Origin of the sequence: Nocardiopsis sp. YSL2 (genome assembly GCF_030555055.1) — a bacterium.
Taxonomy (GTDB): domain Bacteria; phylum Actinomycetota; class Actinomycetes; order Streptosporangiales; family Streptosporangiaceae; genus Nocardiopsis.
This window is the reverse complement of record NZ_JAMOAO010000001.1, coordinates 990,481-1,011,904: the sequence shown is the minus strand read 5'-3', so window position 1 is coordinate 1,011,904 and position 21,424 is coordinate 990,481. Positions and strand designations below refer to the sequence as shown.

General features: G+C 71.7%; 17 protein-coding genes. 12 read left to right on the top strand and 5 right to left on the bottom strand.

Going from position 1 to position 21,424, the window contains the following annotated elements; all coding sequences use genetic code 11:
* Positions 1-86: 86 nt before the first annotated feature.
* Complete coding sequence (locus M1P99_RS04355; protein WP_053616471.1) at positions 87-293, top strand: zinc ribbon domain-containing protein; 207 nt, start codon at positions 87-89, stop codon at positions 291-293.
* 443 nt (positions 294-736) lie between these two features.
* Here M1P99_RS04355 and ilvD read toward each other — a convergent pair whose 3' ends face one another.
* On the bottom strand, positions 737-2,599 hold the full coding sequence (ilvD, locus tag M1P99_RS04350) for a dihydroxy-acid dehydratase (protein WP_304451380.1): 1,863 nt from the start codon (positions 2,597-2,599) through the stop codon (positions 737-739).
* A 139-nt stretch (positions 2,600-2,738) separates the two neighbouring features.
* Positions 2,739-3,524, bottom strand: a complete 786-nt coding sequence (locus M1P99_RS04345; RefSeq protein ID WP_304455573.1) for a nuclease-related domain-containing protein — start codon at positions 3,522-3,524, stop codon at positions 2,739-2,741.
* Between the two features lie 209 nt (positions 3,525-3,733).
* Here M1P99_RS04345 and M1P99_RS04340 point away from each other — a divergent pair, with 209 nt between their 5' ends.
* Positions 3,734-5,167 carry an amidase gene (locus M1P99_RS04340; RefSeq protein WP_304451379.1) on the top strand — a complete coding sequence of 478 codons (1,434 nt, stop codon included), beginning with the start codon at positions 3,734-3,736 and terminating at the stop codon, positions 5,165-5,167.
* A 6-nt stretch (positions 5,168-5,173) separates the two neighbouring features.
* Here M1P99_RS04340 and M1P99_RS04335 read toward each other — a convergent pair whose 3' ends face one another.
* Complete coding sequence (locus M1P99_RS04335) at positions 5,174-6,451, bottom strand: MFS transporter (RefSeq protein WP_304451378.1); 1,278 nt, start codon at positions 6,449-6,451, stop codon at positions 5,174-5,176.
* A gap of 200 nt (positions 6,452-6,651) precedes the next feature.
* Here M1P99_RS04335 and malQ point away from each other — a divergent pair, with 200 nt between their 5' ends.
* Complete coding sequence (gene malQ / locus M1P99_RS04330; RefSeq protein ID WP_304451377.1) at positions 6,652-8,694, top strand: 4-alpha-glucanotransferase; 2,043 nt, start codon at positions 6,652-6,654, stop codon at positions 8,692-8,694.
* A gap of 59 nt (positions 8,695-8,753) precedes the next feature.
* Here malQ and pepN read toward each other — a convergent pair whose 3' ends face one another.
* Positions 8,754-11,303: an aminopeptidase N gene (gene pepN, locus M1P99_RS04325; RefSeq protein ID WP_304451376.1), complete on the bottom strand. Its 2,550-nt coding sequence runs from the start codon at positions 11,301-11,303 to the stop codon at positions 8,754-8,756.
* Between the two features lie 275 nt (positions 11,304-11,578).
* Here pepN and M1P99_RS04320 point away from each other — a divergent pair, with 275 nt between their 5' ends.
* The 9 genes from M1P99_RS04320 (at position 11,579) to M1P99_RS04280 (ending at position 19,352) form a co-directional block, all read left to right on the top strand.
* A complete protein-coding gene (locus tag M1P99_RS04320; RefSeq protein ID WP_304451375.1) occupies positions 11,579-12,214 on the top strand; it encodes a DsbA family protein in 636 nt (211 codons plus the stop codon).
* Positions 12,215-12,256: 42 nt separating this feature from the next.
* A complete protein-coding gene (locus M1P99_RS04315) occupies positions 12,257-12,415 on the top strand; it encodes a hypothetical protein (protein WP_304451374.1) in 159 nt (52 codons plus the stop codon).
* A 112-nt stretch (positions 12,416-12,527) separates the two neighbouring features.
* Positions 12,528-13,949 (top strand): aldehyde dehydrogenase family protein, encoded by a 1,422-nt coding sequence (locus M1P99_RS04310; RefSeq protein ID WP_304451373.1) that lies wholly within the window; start codon positions 12,528-12,530, stop codon positions 13,947-13,949.
* A 150-nt stretch (positions 13,950-14,099) separates the two neighbouring features.
* Positions 14,100-14,243 (top strand): hypothetical protein, encoded by a 144-nt coding sequence (locus tag M1P99_RS04305; RefSeq protein WP_304451372.1) that lies wholly within the window; start codon positions 14,100-14,102, stop codon positions 14,241-14,243.
* A gap of 138 nt (positions 14,244-14,381) precedes the next feature.
* On the top strand, positions 14,382-14,849 hold the full coding sequence (locus tag M1P99_RS04300) for a ribose-5-phosphate isomerase (RefSeq protein ID WP_304451371.1): 468 nt from the start codon (positions 14,382-14,384) through the stop codon (positions 14,847-14,849).
* 614 nt (positions 14,850-15,463) lie between these two features.
* Entirely contained in the window at positions 15,464-16,567 is a 1,104-nt protein-coding gene (locus M1P99_RS04295; RefSeq protein ID WP_304451370.1) for a PP2C family protein-serine/threonine phosphatase, read from the top strand.
* Positions 16,568-16,879: 312 nt separating this feature from the next.
* Positions 16,880-18,223, top strand: coding sequence for a magnesium transporter (mgtE, locus tag M1P99_RS04290; RefSeq protein ID WP_304451369.1), 1,344 nt, complete (start codon positions 16,880-16,882; stop codon positions 18,221-18,223).
* Positions 18,224-18,327: 104 nt separating this feature from the next.
* A complete protein-coding gene (locus M1P99_RS04285) occupies positions 18,328-18,528 on the top strand; it encodes an Rv0909 family putative TA system antitoxin (protein ID WP_304451368.1) in 201 nt (66 codons plus the stop codon).
* A 221-nt stretch (positions 18,529-18,749) separates the two neighbouring features.
* The gene (locus tag M1P99_RS04280) at positions 18,750-19,352 is read left to right on the top strand and encodes a (2Fe-2S) ferredoxin domain-containing protein (RefSeq protein ID WP_304451367.1); all 603 of its coding nucleotides are present in this window, start codon (positions 18,750-18,752) and stop codon (positions 19,350-19,352) included.
* Between the two features lie 90 nt (positions 19,353-19,442).
* Here M1P99_RS04280 and M1P99_RS04275 read toward each other — a convergent pair whose 3' ends face one another.
* Complete coding sequence (locus M1P99_RS04275) at positions 19,443-21,323, bottom strand: ABC transporter ATP-binding protein (protein WP_304451366.1); 1,881 nt, start codon at positions 21,321-21,323, stop codon at positions 19,443-19,445.
* Between the last annotated feature and the right edge of the window lie 101 nt (positions 21,324-21,424).

The window sequence follows — 21,424 nt, the reverse complement described above, 5'->3', positions numbered from 1 at the left end:
GGAGGACCGGGGCGAGGACGAGGGGCCGGGACCAGGCGTCCCAGCCCGGCCCCCGTCGCACCGAGGGGAGTCCGTATCCTGGGTCCATGCCCAGATACGACTTCCGCTGCCGCGAGTGCGGCGACACCTTCGAGCTCTCCCGTCCCATGTCCGACTCGGACACACCGGCCGACTGCCCCCAGGGGCACGGCGACACCGTCCGGCTGCTGTCCACCGTGGCCGTGGGCGGGCGTGCCGCCGCCCCCGCGCCCTCCGGTGGCGGAGGGTGCTGCGGGGGCGGTTGCTGCTCCTGAGGTTCGGGGGCGCTCTATGCCGGGGCCTTCATCGTCGACGTGCCTTGCTCGTTCCTCGCTGCGGCCCCGTCTCCTTCTGCAGACACCGGCGCGCCCCTCACCCCAGTGCCTTCTTTGGGCCTCCGCTCGTGCCCACGCCGTCGCCCACCACCACCCTCAACGGACGGCCTTCGGCCGCAGCCCTTCCTGCTTTGGCCCGATCAACCCCCTGGGGCCCCGGGAGGCCGAACCGCCCACCTTTGACCCCCTGGGGGTTCCGCAGCCCCCACGTGCACCTCTAACCCCCATGCGTCCTGCAGGCTTGCATGCGCACGTTCAACCCCCATGCGTTCCGCGCGCCCACATGTGCACGTGTTCGGCCCCCAGTGGTCCCGGGGCGCGGGACCACTGGGGGCCGGGTGGAAGACGGGGCCGTCGGTGTGTTCGCCGAGCGGCGGGGCGCGTCAGTCCTCGATCTGGGAGACGTCGCGGGCGGCCCCGGTCGAGGCGGAGGTCGCCATCGCGGCGTAGGCGCGCAGCGCGGCGGTGATCGGCCGCTGCCGGTCACGCGGCCTGAACCGGCCCAGCTCCTTGAGCAGGCGCTCCCTGCGCGCGGCCAGCTCGTCCTCGGACACCTCCAGGACCAGGCCCCGGTTCGGGATGTCGATGCTGATCACGTCGCCGTCCTCGACCAGGGCGATGTCGCCGCCCGCGGCGGCCTCCGGGGAGGCGTGCCCGATCGAGAGCCCGGACGTGCCGCCGGAGAAGCGGCCGTCGGTGATCAGCGCGCAGGCCTTGCCCAGGCCGCGTCCCTTGAGGAAGCTCGTCGGGTACAGCATCTCCTGCATGCCGGGGCCGCCCTTGGGGCCCTCGTAGCGGATGACCACGACGTCGCCGGGCTCGATCCGCTTGTTGAGGATGCCGTCGACCGCGTCCTCCTGGGACTCGAACACCTTGGCCGGCCCGGAGAAGGTCCACAGCTCCTCCTCCACACCGGCGGTCTTGACGATCGCGCCGTCGGGGGCCATGTTGCCGAACAGCACCGCCAGGCCGCCGTCCTTGGTGTAGGCGCTGGCCACCGAGCGGATGCAGCCCCCGTCGCGGTCGGTGTCCAGGGTGTCCCAGCGGACGCTCTGCGAGTAGGCCTTGGTGGTGCGCACGCCACCGGGGGCCGCGTGGAACAGCTCCACGGCCTCGGGCAGGACGGTGTCGGAGACGATGTCCCACTCGGCGATGAACTCGCCGATGGTCTTGCCGTGCACCGTGGGCAGCGAGGTGTCCAGGAGGCCGCCGCGGGCGAGTTCGCCCAGGATGGCGGGGATACCGCCCGCCCGGTGGACGTCCTCGATGTGGTACTTCTCCGTGTTCGGGGCCACCTTGCACAGGCACGGCACCCGGCGGGAGACCTCGTCGATCTCGGGGAGTCCGAAACCCACGCCCGCTTCGGTGGCGGCGGCGAGCAGGTGCAGGATCGTGTTGGTGGAGCCGCCCATGGCCACGTCCAGGGCCATGGCGTTGCCGAAGGCGGCGGGCGTGGCGATGGACAGCGGCAGGACGGAGGAGTCGTCGTCCTCGTAGTAGCGCTTGGCGGCCTCGACGACCCGGCGTCCGGCGTCCTCGTACAGCGCCTTGCGGGCGGTGTGGGTGGCCAGCACTGTGCCGTTGCCCGGCAGGGCCAGGCCCATGGCCTCGGTGAGGCAGTTCATCGAGTTGGCGGTGAACATGCCCGAGCACGAACCACAGGTCGGGCAGGCCGCCTCCTCCATCTCGTCGAGTTCGGCCTGTGAGACGCTCTCGTCGGCCGCCGCGATCATGGGATTGATGAGGTCGAGCTTGCGCACGGTGGTGGCGGTGCCGTTGACGACGGTGACCTTGCCGGCCTCCATGGGCCCGCCGGAGACGAACACCGTCGGGATGTTCAGGCGCAGCGCGGCCAGCAGCATGCCCGGGGTGATCTTGTCGCAGTTGGACACGCACACCAGCGCGTCGGCGCAGTGGGCGTTGACCATGTACTCGAGGGAGTCGGCGATGAGCTCGCGGCTGGGCAGCGAGTAGAGCATGCCGCCGTGTCCCATGGCGATGCCGTCGTCGACGGCGATGGAGTTGAACTCACGGGGGACGCCGCCCGCCTCGCGGATGGCGTCGGCCACGACCTCGGCGACCTCGCGCAGGTGCACGTGGCCCGGAACGAACTCGGTGAAGCTGTTGGCGACGGCCACGATGGGCTTGCCGAAGTCCTCACGCTCTACGCCGGTGGCGCGCATGAGGGCGCGAGCGCCGGCCATGTTCCGGCCGTGGGTCACCGTACGAGAGCGTAGGGCTGGCATGGGGAGACTCCCATCGATTCGGGTGTTTCCCCCTGATGGTAGCCCCCTCGCAGGACGAATGTGGTCTCGGGACGGAAGACTGTCCGTCCGCATACTGAGATGATCGGCCTTCTCCGCGCCACCGGGCGCGGAGAAGGGCTCAGTACCGCGGCGGCAGTGCCCGCTGGGCCGCCTGGTAGATCTCCTCGATCTCGCCGTCGGTCAGCCGGTCCCGTCCGCTGCGCAGCCACTTGCGGACCTTGGTGCCGGTGATGATGTCGACGCCGCGCAGCCGGTGGCTGTCCCAGGGCATGCCGGGGCCGTAGATGGCCAACGACGCCCGGACCTTGATGTCGCGCCCCAGTTCGGCGCTGATCAGTTCCTCGGCCCGTTTGGCCTCCTCCAGTGCCTCGTCGATCCGCTCGTTCTTGTTGAAGCGGCCGTGGTAGAGCTGCTCCAGCTTGTTGCGCAGGGGAAGGCGCTTGTCCCACGACTCGGAGTCGATCGCGAACGCGCCGCGCCGACCCACGATGAAGTGGTCGATCTGGCCGTTCCCGCCGGGAACCGAGCGCGCGTGCAGGACGCGGTAGCCGAGCTGCTTCATGACCTTGAGCTGGGCCTCGGTCTTGCGCTGGGCCGCGGCGGGTTTGCGCCACCGCGGGATCTCGGACTCGCGGCGCGCCTTGTACACGGCGATCCCGATGACCGTGAGGATCGCGAAGGTGGCACCGATCCGCCAACTGGAGGTCAGCAGGCCCACGGCGAGGCCGACCGCCAGGGCGATGCCCGCGCGGACCGCCCACCTGCGAGTGCTCTCGCTGGACTTGAGCGCACCGTAGAGGGCCCGGCCGGCGGAGGCGTCCCGGGTGCTTTTCTGGTTGGGGAAGAAGAGCGCTTGGTGCCTGTGCGGCTGCGCGTCGTCGGACGGTGGGGTGGTGCCGTTCACTCTGGTTGCCGATTCCACGTCGGTCAGATTAGTTCCATCCATATCCGAGTCCTAGTGCATTACTTCTCACACTTTTCTCACCCCGTTTCATGCCGCGAACACGTGTCATCGGCATGGGGACGGGGAAGGTCATCATGTTCGCCGGTCTCTCTAGAGAGGTTCCGCCATCACTGGGGTGCCCGGTGTCGTGCCCGTTAACCTGTGTCGGTATGACCCGGATTCATGAACTCTCGGCGCACCGGCTCGCAACGCTGGTCCACAGTCGTGAGCTGTCCCCTGTTGAGATCACTGAGCACTATCTCGAACGGATCGAGAGGCTGGACCCCCAGTACGGGTCGTACATTACGGTCACGCCAGAAAAGGCCCGAGAACAAGCCCGTTATGCGGAGAAGCGGGTGATGGGCGACACGCCGGACACGCTGCCGCCCCTGCTCGGTGTTCCCGTCCCAGTCAAGGACCTCGACCCGGTCGCCGACGTTTCCCTCACCTTCGGATCCCGGGTGTTCCGCGACGCGGTCGCGCCCTTCGACTCGGACATGGTCTCCGCGCTGCGCGCCGCCGGCGCGGTCCTGCCGGGCAAGACCAACACCCCCGAACTCGGCTCCTCCTGCTACACGGAGAACGAGATCGCGCGGCCCACCCGCAATCCCTGGGACACCGCGCTCAGCCCCGGCGGTTCCAGCGGGGGCGCGGCCGCGGCCGTCGCCGCCGGACTCGCGCCCGTGGCCCAGGGCAGCGACGGCGGCGGTTCGATCCGCATCCCCGCCAGCGCCTGCGGGCTGTTCGGACTCAAACCCACCCGCGGCCGGATCTCCGGCGCGCCCGCCAAACCCGACCTGGTCGGCCTGTCCACGGCGGGCCCGCTGGCCCGAACGGTCCTGGACGCGGCCCTGTTGCTGGACGCGATGGCGATCAGCCGTCCGGGCGACTACTACTCCGCCCCGCCCCTGCCGCCGGGCCGGACCTTCGCCGACGCCGCCCGCCGCGAGCCGGGCAGGATGCGCATCGGCCGCTACGCCACCACCGGCGACCTCGCCGTGCCCGTCCATCCGGAGGTCCTGGCGGCCTACGAGGAGGCCACCCGCCTGCTCACCGACCTCGGCCACGACGTCGAGGAGATCCCCGAGCCGCAGGACACCCACTTCAAGGGCACCTTCGGCAGGGACTTCGCCGTGGTCTGGGCGGCGATGGCCTCCGCCACCCCGGTCGCGCCCGAGCGCGAGCGGGAGCTGGGCCCGCTCAACCGCTGGCTCCGCGAGCGGGCCCGCGCCACCCCGGTGCCCGACTACATCGCCGCCTGCGCGAACCTGCAGAGGGGCGTGCGCTCCCTCGTCGCCGCCACCGCGCCCTTCGACGCCGTGCTGTCCCCGACCCTGGCCCAGCCGCCGGTCCCCATCGGGCACTTCGGCGCGGAGGGGCCCGAGCGGGAGTTTCGGCTGATGACCGAGTTCACGCCGTTCACCTCCGTGTACAACGTCACCGGCCAACCGTCGGTGAGCGTCCCGCTGCACTGGTCGGAACAGGGGCTGCCGATCGGGGTCATGCTCTCCGGACGGATGGGCGCCGAAGGCACTCTGCTCTCACTGTCCGCCCAGCTGGAGGCCGCCCGCCCGTGGGCGCACCGGGTGCCGCCCGTGTGGTGAGGGGCGTCAGGAAACGGTCCGCTCCGGCAACGGGCTCGCGGCCGCCCGGCGCCGAACGGCGAACAGGCTCAGGACCGACGCCACGAGCAGGGCGCCCACCGTGGCGGCGGTGCCGCCCGCGATACCGAAGCCGTCGATGAGGCCGCCGGCCAGCGGACCCGCGATCGCGGCGCCCACACCCATGGCCGTGGCCAGCCAGCCGAAGGCCTCCGCCCGCCGATCGGAGGGGGCACTGTCCCCGATCCGGCCCATCACCGCGGCCAGGGTCGGAGCGACCGCCAGTCCGGCCAGGAACAGCACCGGCGTGGCCAGCAGGGGTGTGGGCAGGTGCGTGATCGGAGGCAGGAACGGCAGCACGAGGGCCAGGCCCAGCGTGGTGGCGAAGCAGCGGCGCACCAGGTTCGGCGGGCCCTTCACGGCTCCGGAGACCATTCCGCCGACCAGGGAGCCCAGCGCCCACACCGACGCCAGCACCATCACGTACTCGGGTGCGTCGAGCTCGTTGGCCCACGCCACGATCATCAGGTCCGTGCCGATGATCCCGACGATCATCAGCAGGCACATCGCGAAGAGCAGGCCCAGGACCGGGTGCAGGACCAGGCTCCGCCGACGGCCGGCCCCGGCACGGCCAGCGGCTCCGCCCGCGGCCCCGGACGCGTCTCCGGCCGCCGCGGCGGCCGGTTCGACGGGAGCCGGCCCGGTGACACCGGCCCGCCGCAGAGCCAGAGCGAACCCGATGGATCCCGCCAGCGCCAGGACGGCGAGCACCAGCAGCGACCAGCGCGCACCCCAGGACGCCACCACACCGGCCGTCAGGATCGGGGAGAACACGAACAGCAGTTCCTGCGTCGTCGCCTCGGCGGCGTAGATGGCCTGGCGCTCGGGGCCGCGCGTCAGCCGCGGCCACAGGGCGCGCACGATCTGGTTGGCCGGGGAGCCGAACAGGCCGGTGCCCAGGGCCAGCGGAACCGCCAGCCACCACAGTGACGCCGGGAACAGTGCCAGCACCACCAGTCCCGTGGTGAACACCGCGCCGCACACCAGAACCAGGCGGTCGCTGCCGCCCCGGTCCGCCATCCGCCCGCGCAGCGGCCCCACCAGTGCCATGCCCAGGGTGAACGCGCCCGCGACCACACCCGCGTAGGTGTAGGACCCCGTCCACTCCACCACCAGGAAGGTGACCGCGATCATCTGGCCCGGCATGTAGAACCGGGCGAGCAGGGACCAGCTCAGCAGGGACAGGACGTGGGGGACGGCGAACAGGCGCCGGTAGTTGGACCACACGCGCTCATTATCCACTCGGGACCGACACCCGGCGATCCCTGTGACGGATCGCCGGCTCCCGCGACGGCGAGTACGCACGGTGTGACCCCTGAGGCGGGCGGTCCTGGTGTGGGAAGCGGGCGGAGCACCGGACATGATCTGGCCCCACGCCGGGTCGTCCTGCGGTGTACACGGCCCCCGGTAGGGCATGATCGGTGTCTGTGAAGGACGTTCAGCTGGCCCGCGTGGCCGAGCAGTACGGGATCGCGACGAGCTACGAGGACTGGCGGGGCCGACGGGTGCGGGTGGGACCCGACACCATCCGCCATGTCCTGTCGGCGCTGGGGGTGGACCCGGACCGGCCGGCGGCGGACTCCGCCCCGGGTCCCCTGCCGCCCGCGGTCGTCGTCCGCGAGCACAAGGCACCCGACCTGGTCCTGCCCGAGGGCGCCCGCAGCGGGGTCGAGACCTCCGACGGCTCCCTGCTGCCCTTCGGTCCCGGACTGCCCCTGGGTGTGCACACCCTCCACGTCACCGTGGGCGGTGCCGAGCACGACGCGCCCCTGCTCGTGGTCCCCGACCGGATCGAGCCGAGCGCCCTGCGCCACGACCGGCGCCTGTGGGGACTCATGACCCAGGTCTACAGCGTGCGCTCCCGCGCCTCCTGGGGCGTGGGCGATCTGCGCGACCTGGCCGAACTCGCCGACTGGAGCGGTCGCGACCTGGGCGCCGACTTCGCCCTGATCAATCCGGTGCACGCCACCGAGCCGCTCCCGCCGCTGGAGCCCTCCCCGTACCTGCCGGTGAGCCGCCGCTACGTCAGTCCCCTCTACATCCGCATCGAGGACGTGCCCGAGTACGCCCGTCTGGACCCGGCCCAGAGGGAGGGCATCCAGCGCCTGGCCCGGCCGCTGCGCGAACGCGGGCGCACCGCCGACCTGCTCGACCGCGACGCCGTGTGGGAGGCCAAGCGCTCCGCCCTGGAGATCCTCTTCCAGGTGTCCCGCGCCCCCGGCCGCGAGGCCGCGCTGCGGACCTACCTCGAACGCGAGGGCCAGCCGCTGGTGGAGTTCGCCACCTGGTGCGCGCTGGCCGAGGAGTACGGGGCCGACTTCCGGTCGTGGCCGGTCCGCCTGCGCGACGTCTCCGCCCACGCCGTCGGCGAGGAGGCCCTGCGCCGGTGGCCGACCGTGGAGTTCCACCGGTGGCTCCAGTGGCTGCTCGACGACCAGCTCTCCCATGCCCAGGCCACCGCGTGCGCGGCCGGGATGGATGTCGGCATCGTGCACGACCTCGCCATCGGGGTGCAGGCCGGCGGCGCGGACGCCTGGATGTACGGAGACGCCCTGGTGCCGGGGCTGCACGTGGGCGCCCCGCCGGACGAGTTCAACCGGCGGGGCCAGGACTGGGGACAGCCGCCCTGGAACCCGCGACGGCTCGCGGAACTGGGCTACGCCCCCTTCCGCCAGATGATCTCCCAGGCGCTGCGGCACTCCGGCGGGGTCCGCGTGGACCACGTCATGGGGCTGTTCCGGCTGTGGTGCGTCCCCGAGGGAGCGCCCGCCGACGAGGGGACCTACGTGCGCTTCGACCACGAGGGCATGGTGGGCACCCTGGCGCTGGCCGCCCACCGCGCCGACGCGGTGGTCATCGGCGAGGACCTGGGCACGGTCGAACCGTGGGTGCGCGACCACCTCCGCGACCGTGGACTGCTGGGCACGTCCGTTCTGTGGTTCGAGCAGGAGAGGGACGGCACACCCCGCGCACCGGAGGACTGGCGCGCCGACTGCCTGGCCACGGTCGCCACCCACGACCTGCCGCCGGTGGCGTCCTTCCTGTCCGCCGAGCACGTGGAGCTGCGGGACCGCCTGGGCCTGCTCGGCCGTCCCGTGGAGGAGGAACGCGCCGACTCCGAGGAACGGGTCGAGCGGTGGCGCGCCCACCTCGTCGGGCTCGGGCTGCTCGACCCCGGTGTGGACCCGGTGGCCGACCCGGCCGCCGTGGTCGCCGCGATGCACGCCTACCTGGTGCGGACCCCGGCACGCATGCTGGGGGTGGCGCTCACCGACGTGGTGGGGGAGCGCCGGATGCAGAACCAGCCGGGGACCAGCACGGAGTACCCGAACTGGCGGATCCCGCTCACGAGCGCCGAGGGCGAGCCGGTGCTGGTGGACGAACTCCTCGCCGACCCGCGCATGGTCGCGCGGATCCGCCGCACCCTCGGCCCGCTCGGCCACGGCGGCGCGGCCGACGACCTCCCCTGACCCGCGGACGACGGCGGCCCCGGGGAGAACCCCCGGGGCCGCCGCGCGTCAGGTGGCCGTCAGCCGCGCTGCTGACCCGCGGCGATGTCCATCGCCCGGGCGCGCAGCGCGCGCTCCACACCGGCGCGGCCCTCGACCAGCAGGCGGCGCAGGGCCGGGGCCGGGTCCGCCTCCTCGATGTAGGCGTCCGTGCGCTCCAGCGTCGCCTCCTCCACCAGGGAGCTCGGGTAGCACATCTCCGCGAACGACTGGGCGAACTCGCCCGTCCACTTCTCCCAGGCCGGAGCCAGCTGCGCGAAGTACTTCTCCATGTAGGGCCGGTACAGCTCGGCCTGGCCCGGCTCGGTGAAGCCCATCAGGGTCGCGCGGAACTCGGCGTTGGCCAGCTCCTCGCCGACGATCCGGTCCCAGGCGGCCGCCTTGGCCTCAGCCGTGGGGATCGCGGCTCGGGCGCCGGCGGCGTGCCGCTGGCCGGTCGCCGTCGGGTCGCGCTCCAGCTCCGCGGTGATCTCGTCCTCGCCGGCCTTGCCCTTGGCGACCAGGCGGCGCAGCAGGGTCCACCGCAGGTCGGTGTCCACGGTCAGGCCGTCCACCGTGATGGCGCCGTCCAACAGGCCCCTGAGCAGTGACAGGTGGGCGTCGCTGACCGCCGTGTCGGCGAGCGCGTTGGCGTAGGCGAGCTGGAGGTCGCCGCCGGGTTCGGCGGTACCGAGCAGCTCGCGCAGGCGGTCGGCGAGCAGCTCGAAGCCGAACGGGCGCCACGCAGGGTCGGCGTAGTTCAGCAGCGCCGCCGTGGCCTGGCGCAGCAGGGTCTGCGCGACCATGACGTCGTCCACACCGCTGATGCCGGAGATCACCAGCTGGACGTAGTCGCGGGCGGCCATCTCCGCGTCCCGGGTCATGTCCCAGGCGGCGCCGAAGCACAGCGCGCGGGGCAGCGACTCGGTGATCTCGCCGGCGCCCTCCACCACGGTGCGCAGGGAGCGCTCGTCCAGGCGGATCTTGGTGAAGGTGAGGTCGTCGTCGTTGATCAGCACGAGGTCGGGCTGGGCCCGGCCGACGAGCTCGGGCACCTCGGTGCGGGCGCCGCTGACGTCCAGTTCCACGCGCTCGCGGCGCACGATCCCGGCGTCGGTGCGGTCGTACAGGCCGATCGCCAGGCGGTGCGAGCGCAGCGTCGGGTGGTCCTCGGCGGCCTCCTGCAGCACGGCGAACGAGGTGAAGTGACCGTCGCCGTCGACCCCGAAGTCCGGGCGCATCGTGTTCACGCCCGTCGTCTCCAGCCACTCGCGGGACCAGCCCGACAGGTCGCGGCCGGAGGCGGCCTCCAGGTGGCGCAGCAGGTCCTTCAGCTCGGTGTTGCCGAAGGCGTTCTCCTTGAAGTAGGCGCGTACGCCCGCGAAGAAGGAGTCCACGCCCACGTACGCCGCGAGCTGCTTGAGGACGGAGGCGCCCTTGGCGTAGGTGATGCCGTCGAAGTTGACCTCCACCGCCTGGATGTCGACCATGTCGGCGGCGATGGGGTGGGTGGAGGGCAGCTGGTCCTGGCGCAGGGCCCAGGACTTCTCCACGTTCGCGAACGTGGTCCACGCGTCCGTCCACTTGGTGGCGTTGGCCTGGCTGTAGACGCTGGCGTAGGTCGCGAACGACTCGTTGAGCCACAGGTCGTCCCACCAGCGCATGGTGACCAGGTCGCCGAACCACATGTGCGCCATCTCGTGCAGGATGGTCTCGGCGCGCCGCTCGTAGCGGGCGTCGGTCACGCGGGAGCGGAAGACGTAGTCCTCCAGGAACGTGACCGCCCCGGCGTTCTCCATCGCGCCCGCGTTGAACTCGGGGACGAAGAGCTGGTCGTACTTGCCGAACGGGTAGCGCAGGTCGAACAGCCCGTGGAAGAAGTCGAAGCCCTGCTTGGTGACCTCGAACAGGGCGTCGGAGTCCAGGTGCTCGGCGAGCGAGGCCCGGCAGTACAGGCCCAGCGGGATGCCGTCGTGCTCGTCGCGCACCACGTGGTACGGGCCCGCGATGAGGGCGGTGATGTAGGTCGACACCACGGGGGTGGCCGGGAAGTGCCAGCGCACCCGGTCCTCGGCGCCGGTCGCCTCCTTGCGCACGTCCGGCGCGCTGTTGGACACGACCTCCCAGGAGGAGGGGGCGAACACCGTCAGCTCGAAGGTCGCCTTCAGGTCGGGCTGGTCGAAGCACGTGAACATGCGGTGCGCGTCGGCCGTCTCGAACTGGGTGTACAGGTACACCGAGTCGTCGACCGGGTCCACGAACCGGTGCAGGCCCTCGCCCGTGCGCATGTAGGCGGCGTCGGCGACGACCGTCAGCTCGTTCCGGGCGGCCAGGTCCGGAAGGACGAGGCGCTCGCCGTCGAACAGCTCCTCCGTGTCGAGCTCACGGCCGTTGAGGACCGCCGAACGCAGCGCGGGGGCGGTCAGGTCCACGAACGTGCGGGCACCCGCCTCCGTGCTGGAGAACCGGATGACGGTGGTGGACCGAAAGGTCTCGTCCCCCGTGGTCAGGTCCAGCTCCACGGCGTAGGAGTCCACGCTCAGGATCCGAGCCCGTTCCCGCGCCTCGTCCCGTGTCAGGTTCCCTGCCACTCCACGCTCCCTCCACGGCCGCCGTCGTCGCCGGCCGGAATCTGTACCGACCGCGGCGAGTCCGCCGTGCGGGCCGGAGCGTCGTCGGGGTCGGAGGTCACTTTCGCTCGGTTCCGATCCTGCCACGCGCGGGGCCCCGATGCGCAACCGATCGCCGGGCGCGCGCCCCGGTCGCGGCTCCGGTGGGAACGAAAACGCGCGCGCCCTTGTTCGGCGTGAGTGACCACGGAGATCCGAGCCGGGCCCACCCCGCCCCGTGCCGACGAGGAGAAGCGATGCCCCAGTCCGCCGCCCCCGCCCAAGACCAGGACGTCCTGTACGCGGACATGTGGTTCGACCCCGCGTGCCCCTGGGCCTGGATCACCTCCCGGTGGCTGCTCGAGGTCGAGAAGGTCCGCCCCGTCAAGGTGCGCTGGCACGTGATGAGCCTGGCCGTCCTCAACGAGGACAAGGACGTCCCCGAGGACTACCGCGCCCTGCTCCGGACCGCCTGGTCCGCGGTCCGGGTGTGCGTGGCCGCCGAGCAGCGCTTCGGCCCGCAGGTCCTGGGCGACCTCTACACCGCGCTCGGCACCCGCTTCCACAACCGGAAGCAGGAGCGCGACGACGACACCGTCCGCGCGGCCCTGGCCGACGCGGGCCTGCCCGAGGACCTCGTCGAGGCCGGCGGCTCCACGGACTACGATGAGGCCCTGCGCGCCTCCCACGCGGAGGCGATGAAGCTGGTCGGCGAGGACGTCGGCACCCCCGTCGTCCAGGTCGAGGGCGTGTCCTTCTTCGGGCCGGTCCTCACACCGACCCCGCGCGGGGAGGATGCCGGACGGCTGTGGGACGGCGTGCGCCTGGTCGCCGGAACCGACGGCTTCTTCGAGCTCAAGCGCACCCGTACGCGGGGCCCCGTCTTCGACTGAGCAGGTGCGGCCCCGGCGTCGCGCCCACGAAAGGAACCGGCCATGCCCGGACCCCAGAACCGCCGTCCGAACCCGTTCCTGGACGACCTCGACCTCCTGCCCGACACCACCAGCGACGAGCGGGCGGTCGGCTGGGGCGAGGACGTCGAGCGCGACGACACCGACCGGCTGAACGCGGACCGCCCCCCGCACTGGGGCTGAGCGGGCCGCCCGGAGAGGGCCGGGATCGGTGGAACCACCGGTCCCGGCCCCCCGCCCCGCCGGTGCGGGGCGCGCTGTTCATTTCCGAACGGCGTTCTGGGACAGTGGGTCCATGCGATCCCTCTACATCGACGGCGCCTGGACGGACTCCGCCTCCGACGAGGCCCTGGACGTGGTCAATCCGGCGACCGAGCAGGTCATCGACTCCGTACCGGCCGGAGCCACCGAGGACGTCGACGCGGCGGTGCGGGCCGCGACGGCGGCCCTCCCGGGCTGGTCGGCGCTCACACCCGGACAGCGCGTCACCCACCTGGCCAAGGCCCTGGAGCTGTACAACGCCCGGATCGGCGACATCGCCGAGATCCTGACCCGGGACATGGGAGCACCGGCCGTGTTCGCCCGCAAGGTGCAGGCCGGCCTGCCCTCGCTGATGTTCCAGACCTTCATCGACCTCGTCGAGGAGGCTGGTGAGCGCTACTTCGGGGGCGAGCGCCAGGGCACCTCCCTGATCGTGCGCGAACCGATCGGTGTGGTCGGCGCCATCACCCCGTGGAACTACCCGCTGCACCAGATCGTGCTCAAGGTCGTTCCGGCGATGCTCGCGGGCAACACCGTGGTGCTCAAGCCCAGCGAGATCGCCCCGCTCAGCGCCTACGCGCTCGCCGAGGTCCTGCACGACGCCGGGCTGCCCGCCGGAGTGTTCAACCTGGTCTCGGGCACCGGCCCGGTCGTGGGCGAGGCCATCGCCGCGCACCCGGACATCGCCATGGTCTCGTTCACCGGCTCCACCCGGGCCGGGACCCGGGTCAGCCAGGTCGCCGCCGAGACCGTCAAGAAGGTGGCCCTGGAACTGGGCGGCAAGTCGCCCAACGTGGTGCTGCCCGACGCCGACCTCGCCCAGGCCGTCAAGCGCGGCGTGGCCGACGTCATGCGCAACACCGGGCAGAGCTGCAACGCGCTCACCCGGATGCTCGTCCACCGCGACTCCTACGAGGAGGCGGTCGCGCTGGCCGCCGCCTCCGCGGAGAAGTACGTCCCCGGGGACCCGGCCGACGACTCCACGCGGATGGGGCCGCTCGTCTCGGCCGCCCAGCTCGACAAGGTCCGCGAGTACGTCCGCCTGGGCGTGGAGGAGGGCGCCCGCCTGGTCACCGGCGGCGCCGAGCCCGTCGAGGGCCGCGAGAGCGGGTACTTCGTCCGGCCGACGGTCTTCGCCGACGTGCGCAACGACATGCGCATCGCCCAGGAGGAGATCTTCGGCCCGGTCCTGGCCCTGATCCCGTACGACACCGAGGAGGAGGCCGTGGCCATCGCCAACGACACGGTCTACGGTCTCAACGCCGCGGTGTGGTCGCAGGACTCCGAGCGCGCCCTGGCCGTGGCCCGGCGCCTGCGGGCGGGCCAGATCGAGGTCAACGGCGGTGCGCTCAACCCGCGCGCGCCCTTCGGCGGCTACAAGCGCTCCGGAGTGGGGCGCGAGTGGGGTCTGCACGGGCTCGACGAGTTCTGCGAGCTCAAGTCCGTCCAGCTGTGACCCGGGCCGGGCTCCGCGCCGCCGCGCGGTGTGTGCGGAGTCACGGCTCCCGGCGGGCCTCCGCCGGAATCGGCCCCGGTCGGAAGCGCGTTGTGCGGTGTGGAAAAATTCGGACCGGTAGCCCCTGGTCGAACCCAATCGAGGTGTGAGTTGAGCAACAAGCCCGCGGTCTCCAAGGCAGGTCCTCTCGGCAAGGACATCAAGTCGATCCTGATGTACAACGTGATCGCCGTTGCGTCGATGGCCCTGTTCGCCGCCCTCGGTCTGAGCGTCGCGGCCGCCGCCGGTTCCTGACCCGGCCCGCCCAGAGCGTCGAGCCCCGCCCCGTCCCCGGGGCGGGGCTTCGCCGTGCCGGCGGGGGCGGGTGCTCGGCCGCAGACGTGGAGGCGGGGCGGCGCACCGGTCGCCCCCCGCACCTGCCACACTGGTGACGTGCGTGTTTACCTTGGATCAGATCATGCGGGCTTCGAGCTCAAAGAACACCTCGTCTCCTGGTTGAAGGAGCGCGGCCACGAGGTCGTCGACAAGGGACCGGCCGTCTTCGACGCCGTCGACGACTACCCCCCGTTCGTCCTGCGCGCGGCCGAGGCCGTCGCGGCCGACCCGGGTGCGCTGGGCGTCGTCATCGGCGGCTCCGGCAACGGCGAGCAGATCGCCGCCAACAAGGTCGAGGGCGTCCGGGCCGCTCTGGCCTGGAGTGAGGACACCGCGCGCCTGGCGCGCGAGCACAACGACGCCAACGTGCTCGGCGTCGGCGGCCGGATGCACTCCCTGGAGGAGGCGACCCGGTTCGTGGAGGTCTTCCTCTCCACGCCCTACAGCGACGAGGAGCGGCACACCCGCCGCATCAGGATGCTGTCCGACTACGAGAGCACCGGCGACCTGCCCCCGCTCCCCTGACACCCACCGCGTCCGTTCCGCGCCCTCGTCCGGCACCACCGCACGGGGGCGCGTTCTCGTGGACGGGGACGGCGCTGACGGCGCCCCCCCGTGGCCGGGAGCGATCCGACGCACAGGTGACGTCGGCCACTGGTTCCGGACCACCCGGTATGAGACCCTGAGCCAGGGCGTGTCGGGGCGACACGCCCGTGGTGTCCGGGACGCGGATCCCGTCCAGGGCCGTCCCGGCTCGGGAGGCGTTCGGGCACGGCGTCCGAGAGAAGAGTGCGGGACCCGAGGGCGGTCCCCGTGCGGAGTGCACGCCCGACTCCGCACAACCGGTTATCGGCTGACCCGATAACCGGGGTTATGGGGGATAACTCCGCTGGTGGCGCGTGCTTCGCCGGCGGTCGCCGCGCTACAGTTCGTGCACAGTGGCGGGCCCTCGACGCCCATAGCACGGCAGAGCCGCCGTCCGGTACCGAAACAGCCACCGGGACCCGACCCGCACCGCCGCCGGTCCGCCCGACCGACCCCGGAACCGGCCCGGCCGTGGCCGCCCCCGCCCGTGCCACCGCGAGCCGACCGAGAACCGACCCCCGCTGGTGAGCGGGCGTGCCTAGGCCAGAGGATCCATGAAGCCGACACCCACCGCCAAGACCACCCGACTCCTGCGATCGACCACGCAGCGGCTCGTCGCGGTGCTCCGGCGCAAGGTGTTGTTCCGCTACCGACTCGTCCTCATCACGCTGGTCACCATCGCGGTGGGCATCGGCATCGGCGCCGTGTGGGGCCCCAGCGGCTGGTTCCCGCCCAGCTCCACCATCCTCACCGTGCTGGCCGGCGGCCTGCTGCTGAAGCGCAAGAGCCTGGCCGCTCTGCTGGGCGTGGTCGCGGCGGTCCTGCTGTTCGTGGCCTACATGCTCGACTTCGGCCAGGTCGGGCCCGGCCTGCTGGTCACCATCGGGGTGACCGCCGTGCTGTCGTACCTGTTGTCCGGCGTGCGCGAACGCCTCGGTGTCCAGGGCCTGAGCGGCGAGATGATGCTGCTCGACCTGCGCGACCGGCTGCGCCACCAGGGCCGGCTGCCCGAGTTGCCCCAGGGGTGGGGCCGTACCGCGGTCCTGCGCCAGGCGGGCGGGTCGTCCTTCGGCGGCGACTTCGTCGTGTCGATCCGCCGCGAGAACCGGCTGGACGTGGCCGTGGTGGACGTCTCGGGCAAGGGCGTGGACGCCGGGACCCGGGCCCTGCTGCTGTCCGGCGCCTTCAGCGGCCTCATCGGGGCCGTCCCCACCCGCGACTTCCTCGCGCACTGCAACGACTACCTCATGCGCAACAGTGGCGGCGAGGGCTTCGTCACCGCGGTGCACCTGAACGTGGACCTGGACTCGGGCGCGTACGAGATCGCCTCGGCCGGCCATCCTCCCGCGCTGCACTACGACAGCGGCACCGGCCAGTGGGACACCAGCGAGGCCAAGGGCGTCGTGCTCGGTGTCATCCCGGAGATGACCTACACCTCGGTCCAGGGCAAGCTGCGACCCGGCGACGCCATCCTGCTCTACACCGACGGCCTCATCGAGACCCCGGGCGAGGACCTCGACGCCGGGATCGACCGGCTCCTGGGCGCGGCGGACACCATGGTCACCCGCGGGTTCAGCAGCGGCGCGGGAGCGGTCGTGGACACCCTGAGCAGGGACAAGAACGACGACTGCGCGCTCGTCGTGCTGTGGCGGGACTGACCCGGGACACCCGGACGGCGCCCGACGTTCACGTCGCGTACGGCGCCACGCGGCCCCTCCGTGGGCCCGCGCATCGGCGGTGGCGGTAGGGTCGACGTGTTCCCCGGCCCCAGCACGGCGGGTTCGGCCGTGCACCGTCCCCGGATCGCCGTGCCCGCCCCTTTCGCCCCTCGGCGTCGACGCACGTACGGCTCACCACACCAGCGGCGACGGGGCCGGCACCGGACCGCGTCGAGGTCCGGTACTTCCAGGATGTCGCGGTTCGGTGGGCGCGTGCCCGCCGGGCCCTGGAGACGCGAGGGGGTGCTTCGCATGTCAGACGGCGAGCGCGCTGAAGAACTCATCGATCTGGTCGAGCAGAACGATCTGACCGGAATCAGGCTCTGGTTGGCCGAGCACAGACCCCACGAGGTCGCCGACGAGCTCGCCCGCATGAACGACCCTTCCGTCATGGTCCCCTTCCGGCTCCTGGACAAGGACCGCGAACTGGAGGTCTTCGAGGAACTCGACCCCGCCCTGCAGCAGATGATCCTGCTGGGCCTGCGCGACACCGCCTTCCACGAGCTCCTGGAGGAGATGGACCCCGACGACCGGGCCCGTCTCATCGGCGAGGCCCCCGCGAAGATCGCCACGCGCGCGCTGGCGGGGCTGAGCCCCGCCGAACGCAAGATGACCGCCGCGCTCCTCGGCTACCCCGAGGACTCGGTCGGCCGCTACATGACGCCGGAGACGGTCATCCTGCACCGCGACCTCACGGTGGGCCGCGCGCTGGAGGTCGTCCGGGCCAAAGGGGCCGACGCCGAGACGATCTACACCCTGCCGGTGGTCAGCGACGGCCGCCGCCTCGTGGGCACCATCACCCTCAGCGACCTGGTCATCAGCGACGACGAGGTGCTGCTGAAGGACCTCGTGGACGTGCTGGCCCCCCGCGTACGGGCCACCGAGCCCGTCGAGGACGCCGCCCGCCTCATCCAGGAGGCCAACCTGGTCTCCCTGCCGGTGGTGGACTCGGAGGAGCGCTTCGTCGGCGTCTTCACGTTCGACGACGCCCTGGAGGTCATCGAGGCGGCCGACTCCGAGGACATGGCCCGCCAGTCGGGTGCCAGCCCGGTCGGTGAGCACTACGTGTCCGTGAGCGTGCTGCGGCTGGTGGGGGCGCGCTCGGTGTGGCTGATGCTGCTCATCGTCGCGGCCACACTGACGGTCAACGTCATGCAGGTCTACGAGGCCACCCTGGAGGAGGTCACGGCGCTGGCGCTGTTCGTGCCGATGCTCGTCGGCACCGGCGGAAACGTCGGCGCGCAGTCGGCGACGGCGATCGTGCGCGCCCTGGCCGTCGGCGAGGTCCGCGTTCGCGACCTGCCCTCGGTCATCTGGAAGGAGGGGCGGGTCGGGCTGCTCCTGGGGGTGATGCTGGCGGGTATCGCGCTGACGATCGGGGTGCTGCTGGTCGGGCTCGACATCGGCCTGGTGGTGGCGTGCTCGGTGATCGCCATCTGTACCTGGGCGGCGATCATCGGGTCGTCGATGCCCCTGCTCGCCCGCAAGGTGGGTGTGGACCCGGCGGTGGTGTCCTCCCCGATGGTGGCGACCCTGGTGGACGCCACAGGGCTGTTGATCTACTTCTCGATCGCGCGCCTGGTCCTCGGCATCTGACCGCGGGACGCGCGCACGGGGTGTCGATACGGCGTCCCCCGGCATGAACGCGCGGTGGGACGGGTATCGGGGGGACAGGTCAGGATGGATCTGAGGGGGGTTCCATGTCCGGTACCGGAGACGCGTTCAACAGGATCAAGAAGGCCGTCGACGACAACGCCGACAAGGTCCAGGGCGCAGTCGGCAAGGCCGCCGAGGCAGCGAAGAAGGCCACGGGGGGCGCCCACGACGACAAGATCGACAAGGGAGCCGGAGCCGCGACGGAGTACCTGCGCAAGCGGGCCCAGCAGGACAAGAAGGAATAGTCGTACCTGACCGGTCGGGGACCACCCACCGGGGCCGCGGGCCCTGGTCGGTGGTCCCCGGTCTTTGTGTGGCGGGCCCCGGGGCGGCTCGTCCTGCGGCGCCGGGCGTCCCGAGACCTGGCGCGCCGATGTGCGCGGGGCAGGACCCGCTGGTCAGGGCTTTGCCCACGAAAGCTACTCTGGTGAGGTAAGGCGTACCTAATGTGAGGATGGGGGTGGGTGTGAACGCAGTCGACGGGCGTCCCTGCCAGCTGACCGTCTGCCGTGGCTGTTGCTGCGGGACCAAGAAGAAGGTCCCCGGCGTCGACCACAAGGCCCAACTCGCCCGTCTGAGCACGATCGACGACCACTCGGGCCGCACCGTCCCGGTCCGCACCAGCAAGTGCCTGGGTATCTGCTTCCAGGCCAACGTGGTCGTCGTCCAGCCCTCCCAGGAGGGCCGGGCGGCGGGCGGCCGCCCGGTCTGGCTCGGCCAGGTCACGGAGGACAAGCTGGTCGAGGCCATCGACGACTGGATCTTCGAGGGCGGCCCCGGCCTGGTCCCGCTGCCCGCCGTTCTGGCCGACCACGTCACGTCCAAGGACGCCAAGAAGCCGAAGAAGCGCAAGAAGCCCAAGCACTCCAAGTCCGCGAAGAAGGAGCGGCGCAAGGAGCGCGAGAAGGCCGAGCGCAAGGCCGAGCGCAAGGCGGCGAAGCGGGCGGGCGAAGCAGAGCCGGACGGGAAGAAGTCCGAGACGGAGAAGCCCGGCAAGAAGAAGCCTGGCAAGAAGGACAAGAAGCACAAGAAGGGCAAGAAGAAGTCCGGCAAGGCCGGGAAGAAGTAGCGGCGGCCCGCCGGACCGGACCCCTGGCTCAGCGCGGGGCCGGCCGCCCCGGGCCCTCCGGGACGGCCTGGGCGTGGTGGTCGGTCCCGGTCACGACTCGTGCGCTCCCTCACGCCGCTGCGGTGCGAACTGGGTGCGGTACAGCGCCGTGTACAGCCCGCCGCGCGTCAGCAGCTGGTCGTGCGTGCCCCGTTCGAGCACGCGGCCGTCCTCCAGCACCAGGATCTGGTCGGCCTCGCGCACGGTGGCCAGCCGGTGGGCGATCACCAGGGACGTGCGCCCCTCCAGAGCCGCGGCCAGGGCCTCCTGCACCGCCGCCTCCGACTCCGAGTCCAGGTGCGCGGTCGCCTCGTCCAGCACCACCACCGACGGCGCCTTCAGCAGCAGCCGCGCGATGGCCAGCCGCTGCTTCTCGCCGCCGGACAGGCGGTAGCCGCGGTCCCCGACCATCGTGTCCAGGCCGTCGGGCAGCCGCTCCAGGAGCGGGCCCAGGCGGGCCATCCGCAGGACCTCCTCCATCTCCGCGTCGGTGGCCTCCGGGCGCGCGTAGCGCAGGTTCGCGCCGACGGTGTCGTGGAAGAGCTGGGCGTCCTGCGTCACCACGCCGACCCGGTCGCGCAGGGAGTCCCCGGTGGCCTCGCGCAGGTCGATCCCGCCGACGCTCACCGAGCCGTCGGTGGGGTCGTACAGCCGTGACACCAGGTGGGTCAGTGTGGTCTTGCCCGCTCCGGAGGGGCCCACGAGAGCCACCATCGTCCCGGGCTCGGCGGTGAATTCCACGCCGCTCAGGACCTGGGTGTCATCGTCGGTCTGCGCCTGCGGGGTCAGTTCGAGCGAGGCGACCGACGCGTCCTTGGCGCCCGGGTAGCGGAACGACACGTGGTCGAAGCGCACGCTCAGCGGCCCCTCGGGCAGCGGGCGGGCGTTCGGACTCTCCTTGATCCGCGGCTCCAGGTCCAGGACCTCGAAGACGCGGTCGAAGGAGACCAGCGCGGTCATGATCTCCACGTGGACGTTGGACAGCGTCGTCACCGGGCCGTACAGGCGGGCCATGAGCGTGGTGAGCGCCACCAGCGTGCCGACCTCGAAGGCGCCGTCGATCGCCAGGACGCCGCCGACGCCGTAGACCATCGCCATCGCCAGGGCGGTGATCATGCCGAGCAGGGAGAACAGCAGCGATCCGTAGACCGCCTGGCGCACGCCCAGATCGCGCACGCGGCTGGCGCGACGCGCGAACGCCTCGGACTCCTCGGCCGGGCGTCCGTAGAGCTTGACGAGCATCGCTCCGCCGACGTTGAAGCGCTCGGTCATCAGCGAGCTCATGTCGGCGTTGTTGTCCATGGCCTCGCGGGAGATGTGCGCGAGGCGGCGGCCGATCAGCTTGGCGGGAACGAGGAAGAGCGGGACCAGGGCCAGCGCGATCAGGGTGACCTGCCACGACAGCGCGAGCATGGTGATGATCACCGCGGTGGCGCTGATGAGGTTGGAGACCACCGACTGCAGGACGGACGTGATCGCCCGCTGGGCGCCCACCACGTCGGTGTTGAGCCGGCTGATCAGGGACCCGGTCTGGGTGCGGGTGAAGAAGGACAGCGGCATGCGCTGGACGTGCGTGAACACCTGCGTGCGCAGGAGGTAGATGACGCCCTCGCCGATCCGTGACGACAGCCACCGGCTGAGCAGGGACAGGACGCCTTCCAGCACCGCGAGTCCGGCCGCCGCCACCGCCAGCCAGACGACCAGCGACGTGTCCCCGTTGAGGATGCCCCGATCGATGATGGTCTTGAGCAGGAGCGGGTTGGCGACCACGATCGCGGAGCTGACCGCCGTCACCAGCAGGAACATCAGGATCGTCCGCCAGTGGGGGCGGGCGTAGGAGATGATGCGTCGGGTGAGCCCGGGGGGCAGCGAATGCCCCTTGGCGCTCCCGTCGTTGACCAGGGCCCGGTAGGAGGGCCTGCCTGACATCATGGACGGCCTCGTTCTTCTCGCTCGTTCGCCACGAAGGGGACAACACCGGTCCGTGTGCGCCGCTTCCCCGTGGCGGGGCGTCGCGGACCGGGGACGGGTGG

Excerpts from the sequence above, each read along its gene's own strand:
- M1P99_RS04355 (WP_053616471.1), top strand. The coding sequence starts at position 87 with ATGCCCAGATACGACTTCCGCTGCCGCGAGTGCGGCGACACCTTCGAG.
- ilvD (WP_304451380.1), bottom strand. The coding sequence starts at position 2,599 with ATGCCAGCCCTACGCTCTCGTACGGTGACCCACGGCCGGAACATGGCC.
- M1P99_RS04340 (WP_304451379.1), top strand. The coding sequence starts at position 3,734 with ATGACCCGGATTCATGAACTCTCGGCGCACCGGCTCGCAACGCTGGTC.
- M1P99_RS04320 (WP_304451375.1), top strand. The coding sequence starts at position 11,579 with ATGCCCCAGTCCGCCGCCCCCGCCCAAGACCAGGACGTCCTGTACGCG.
- M1P99_RS04315 (WP_304451374.1), top strand. The coding sequence starts at position 12,257 with ATGCCCGGACCCCAGAACCGCCGTCCGAACCCGTTCCTGGACGACCTC.
- M1P99_RS04310 (WP_304451373.1), top strand. The coding sequence starts at position 12,528 with ATGCGATCCCTCTACATCGACGGCGCCTGGACGGACTCCGCCTCCGAC.
- M1P99_RS04295 (WP_304451370.1), top strand. The coding sequence starts at position 15,464 with ATGAAGCCGACACCCACCGCCAAGACCACCCGACTCCTGCGATCGACC.
- mgtE (WP_304451369.1), top strand. The coding sequence starts at position 16,880 with ATGTCAGACGGCGAGCGCGCTGAAGAACTCATCGATCTGGTCGAGCAG.
- M1P99_RS04285 (WP_304451368.1), top strand. The coding sequence starts at position 18,328 with ATGTCCGGTACCGGAGACGCGTTCAACAGGATCAAGAAGGCCGTCGAC.
- M1P99_RS04275 (WP_304451366.1), bottom strand. The coding sequence starts at position 21,323 with ATGATGTCAGGCAGGCCCTCCTACCGGGCCCTGGTCAACGACGGGAGC.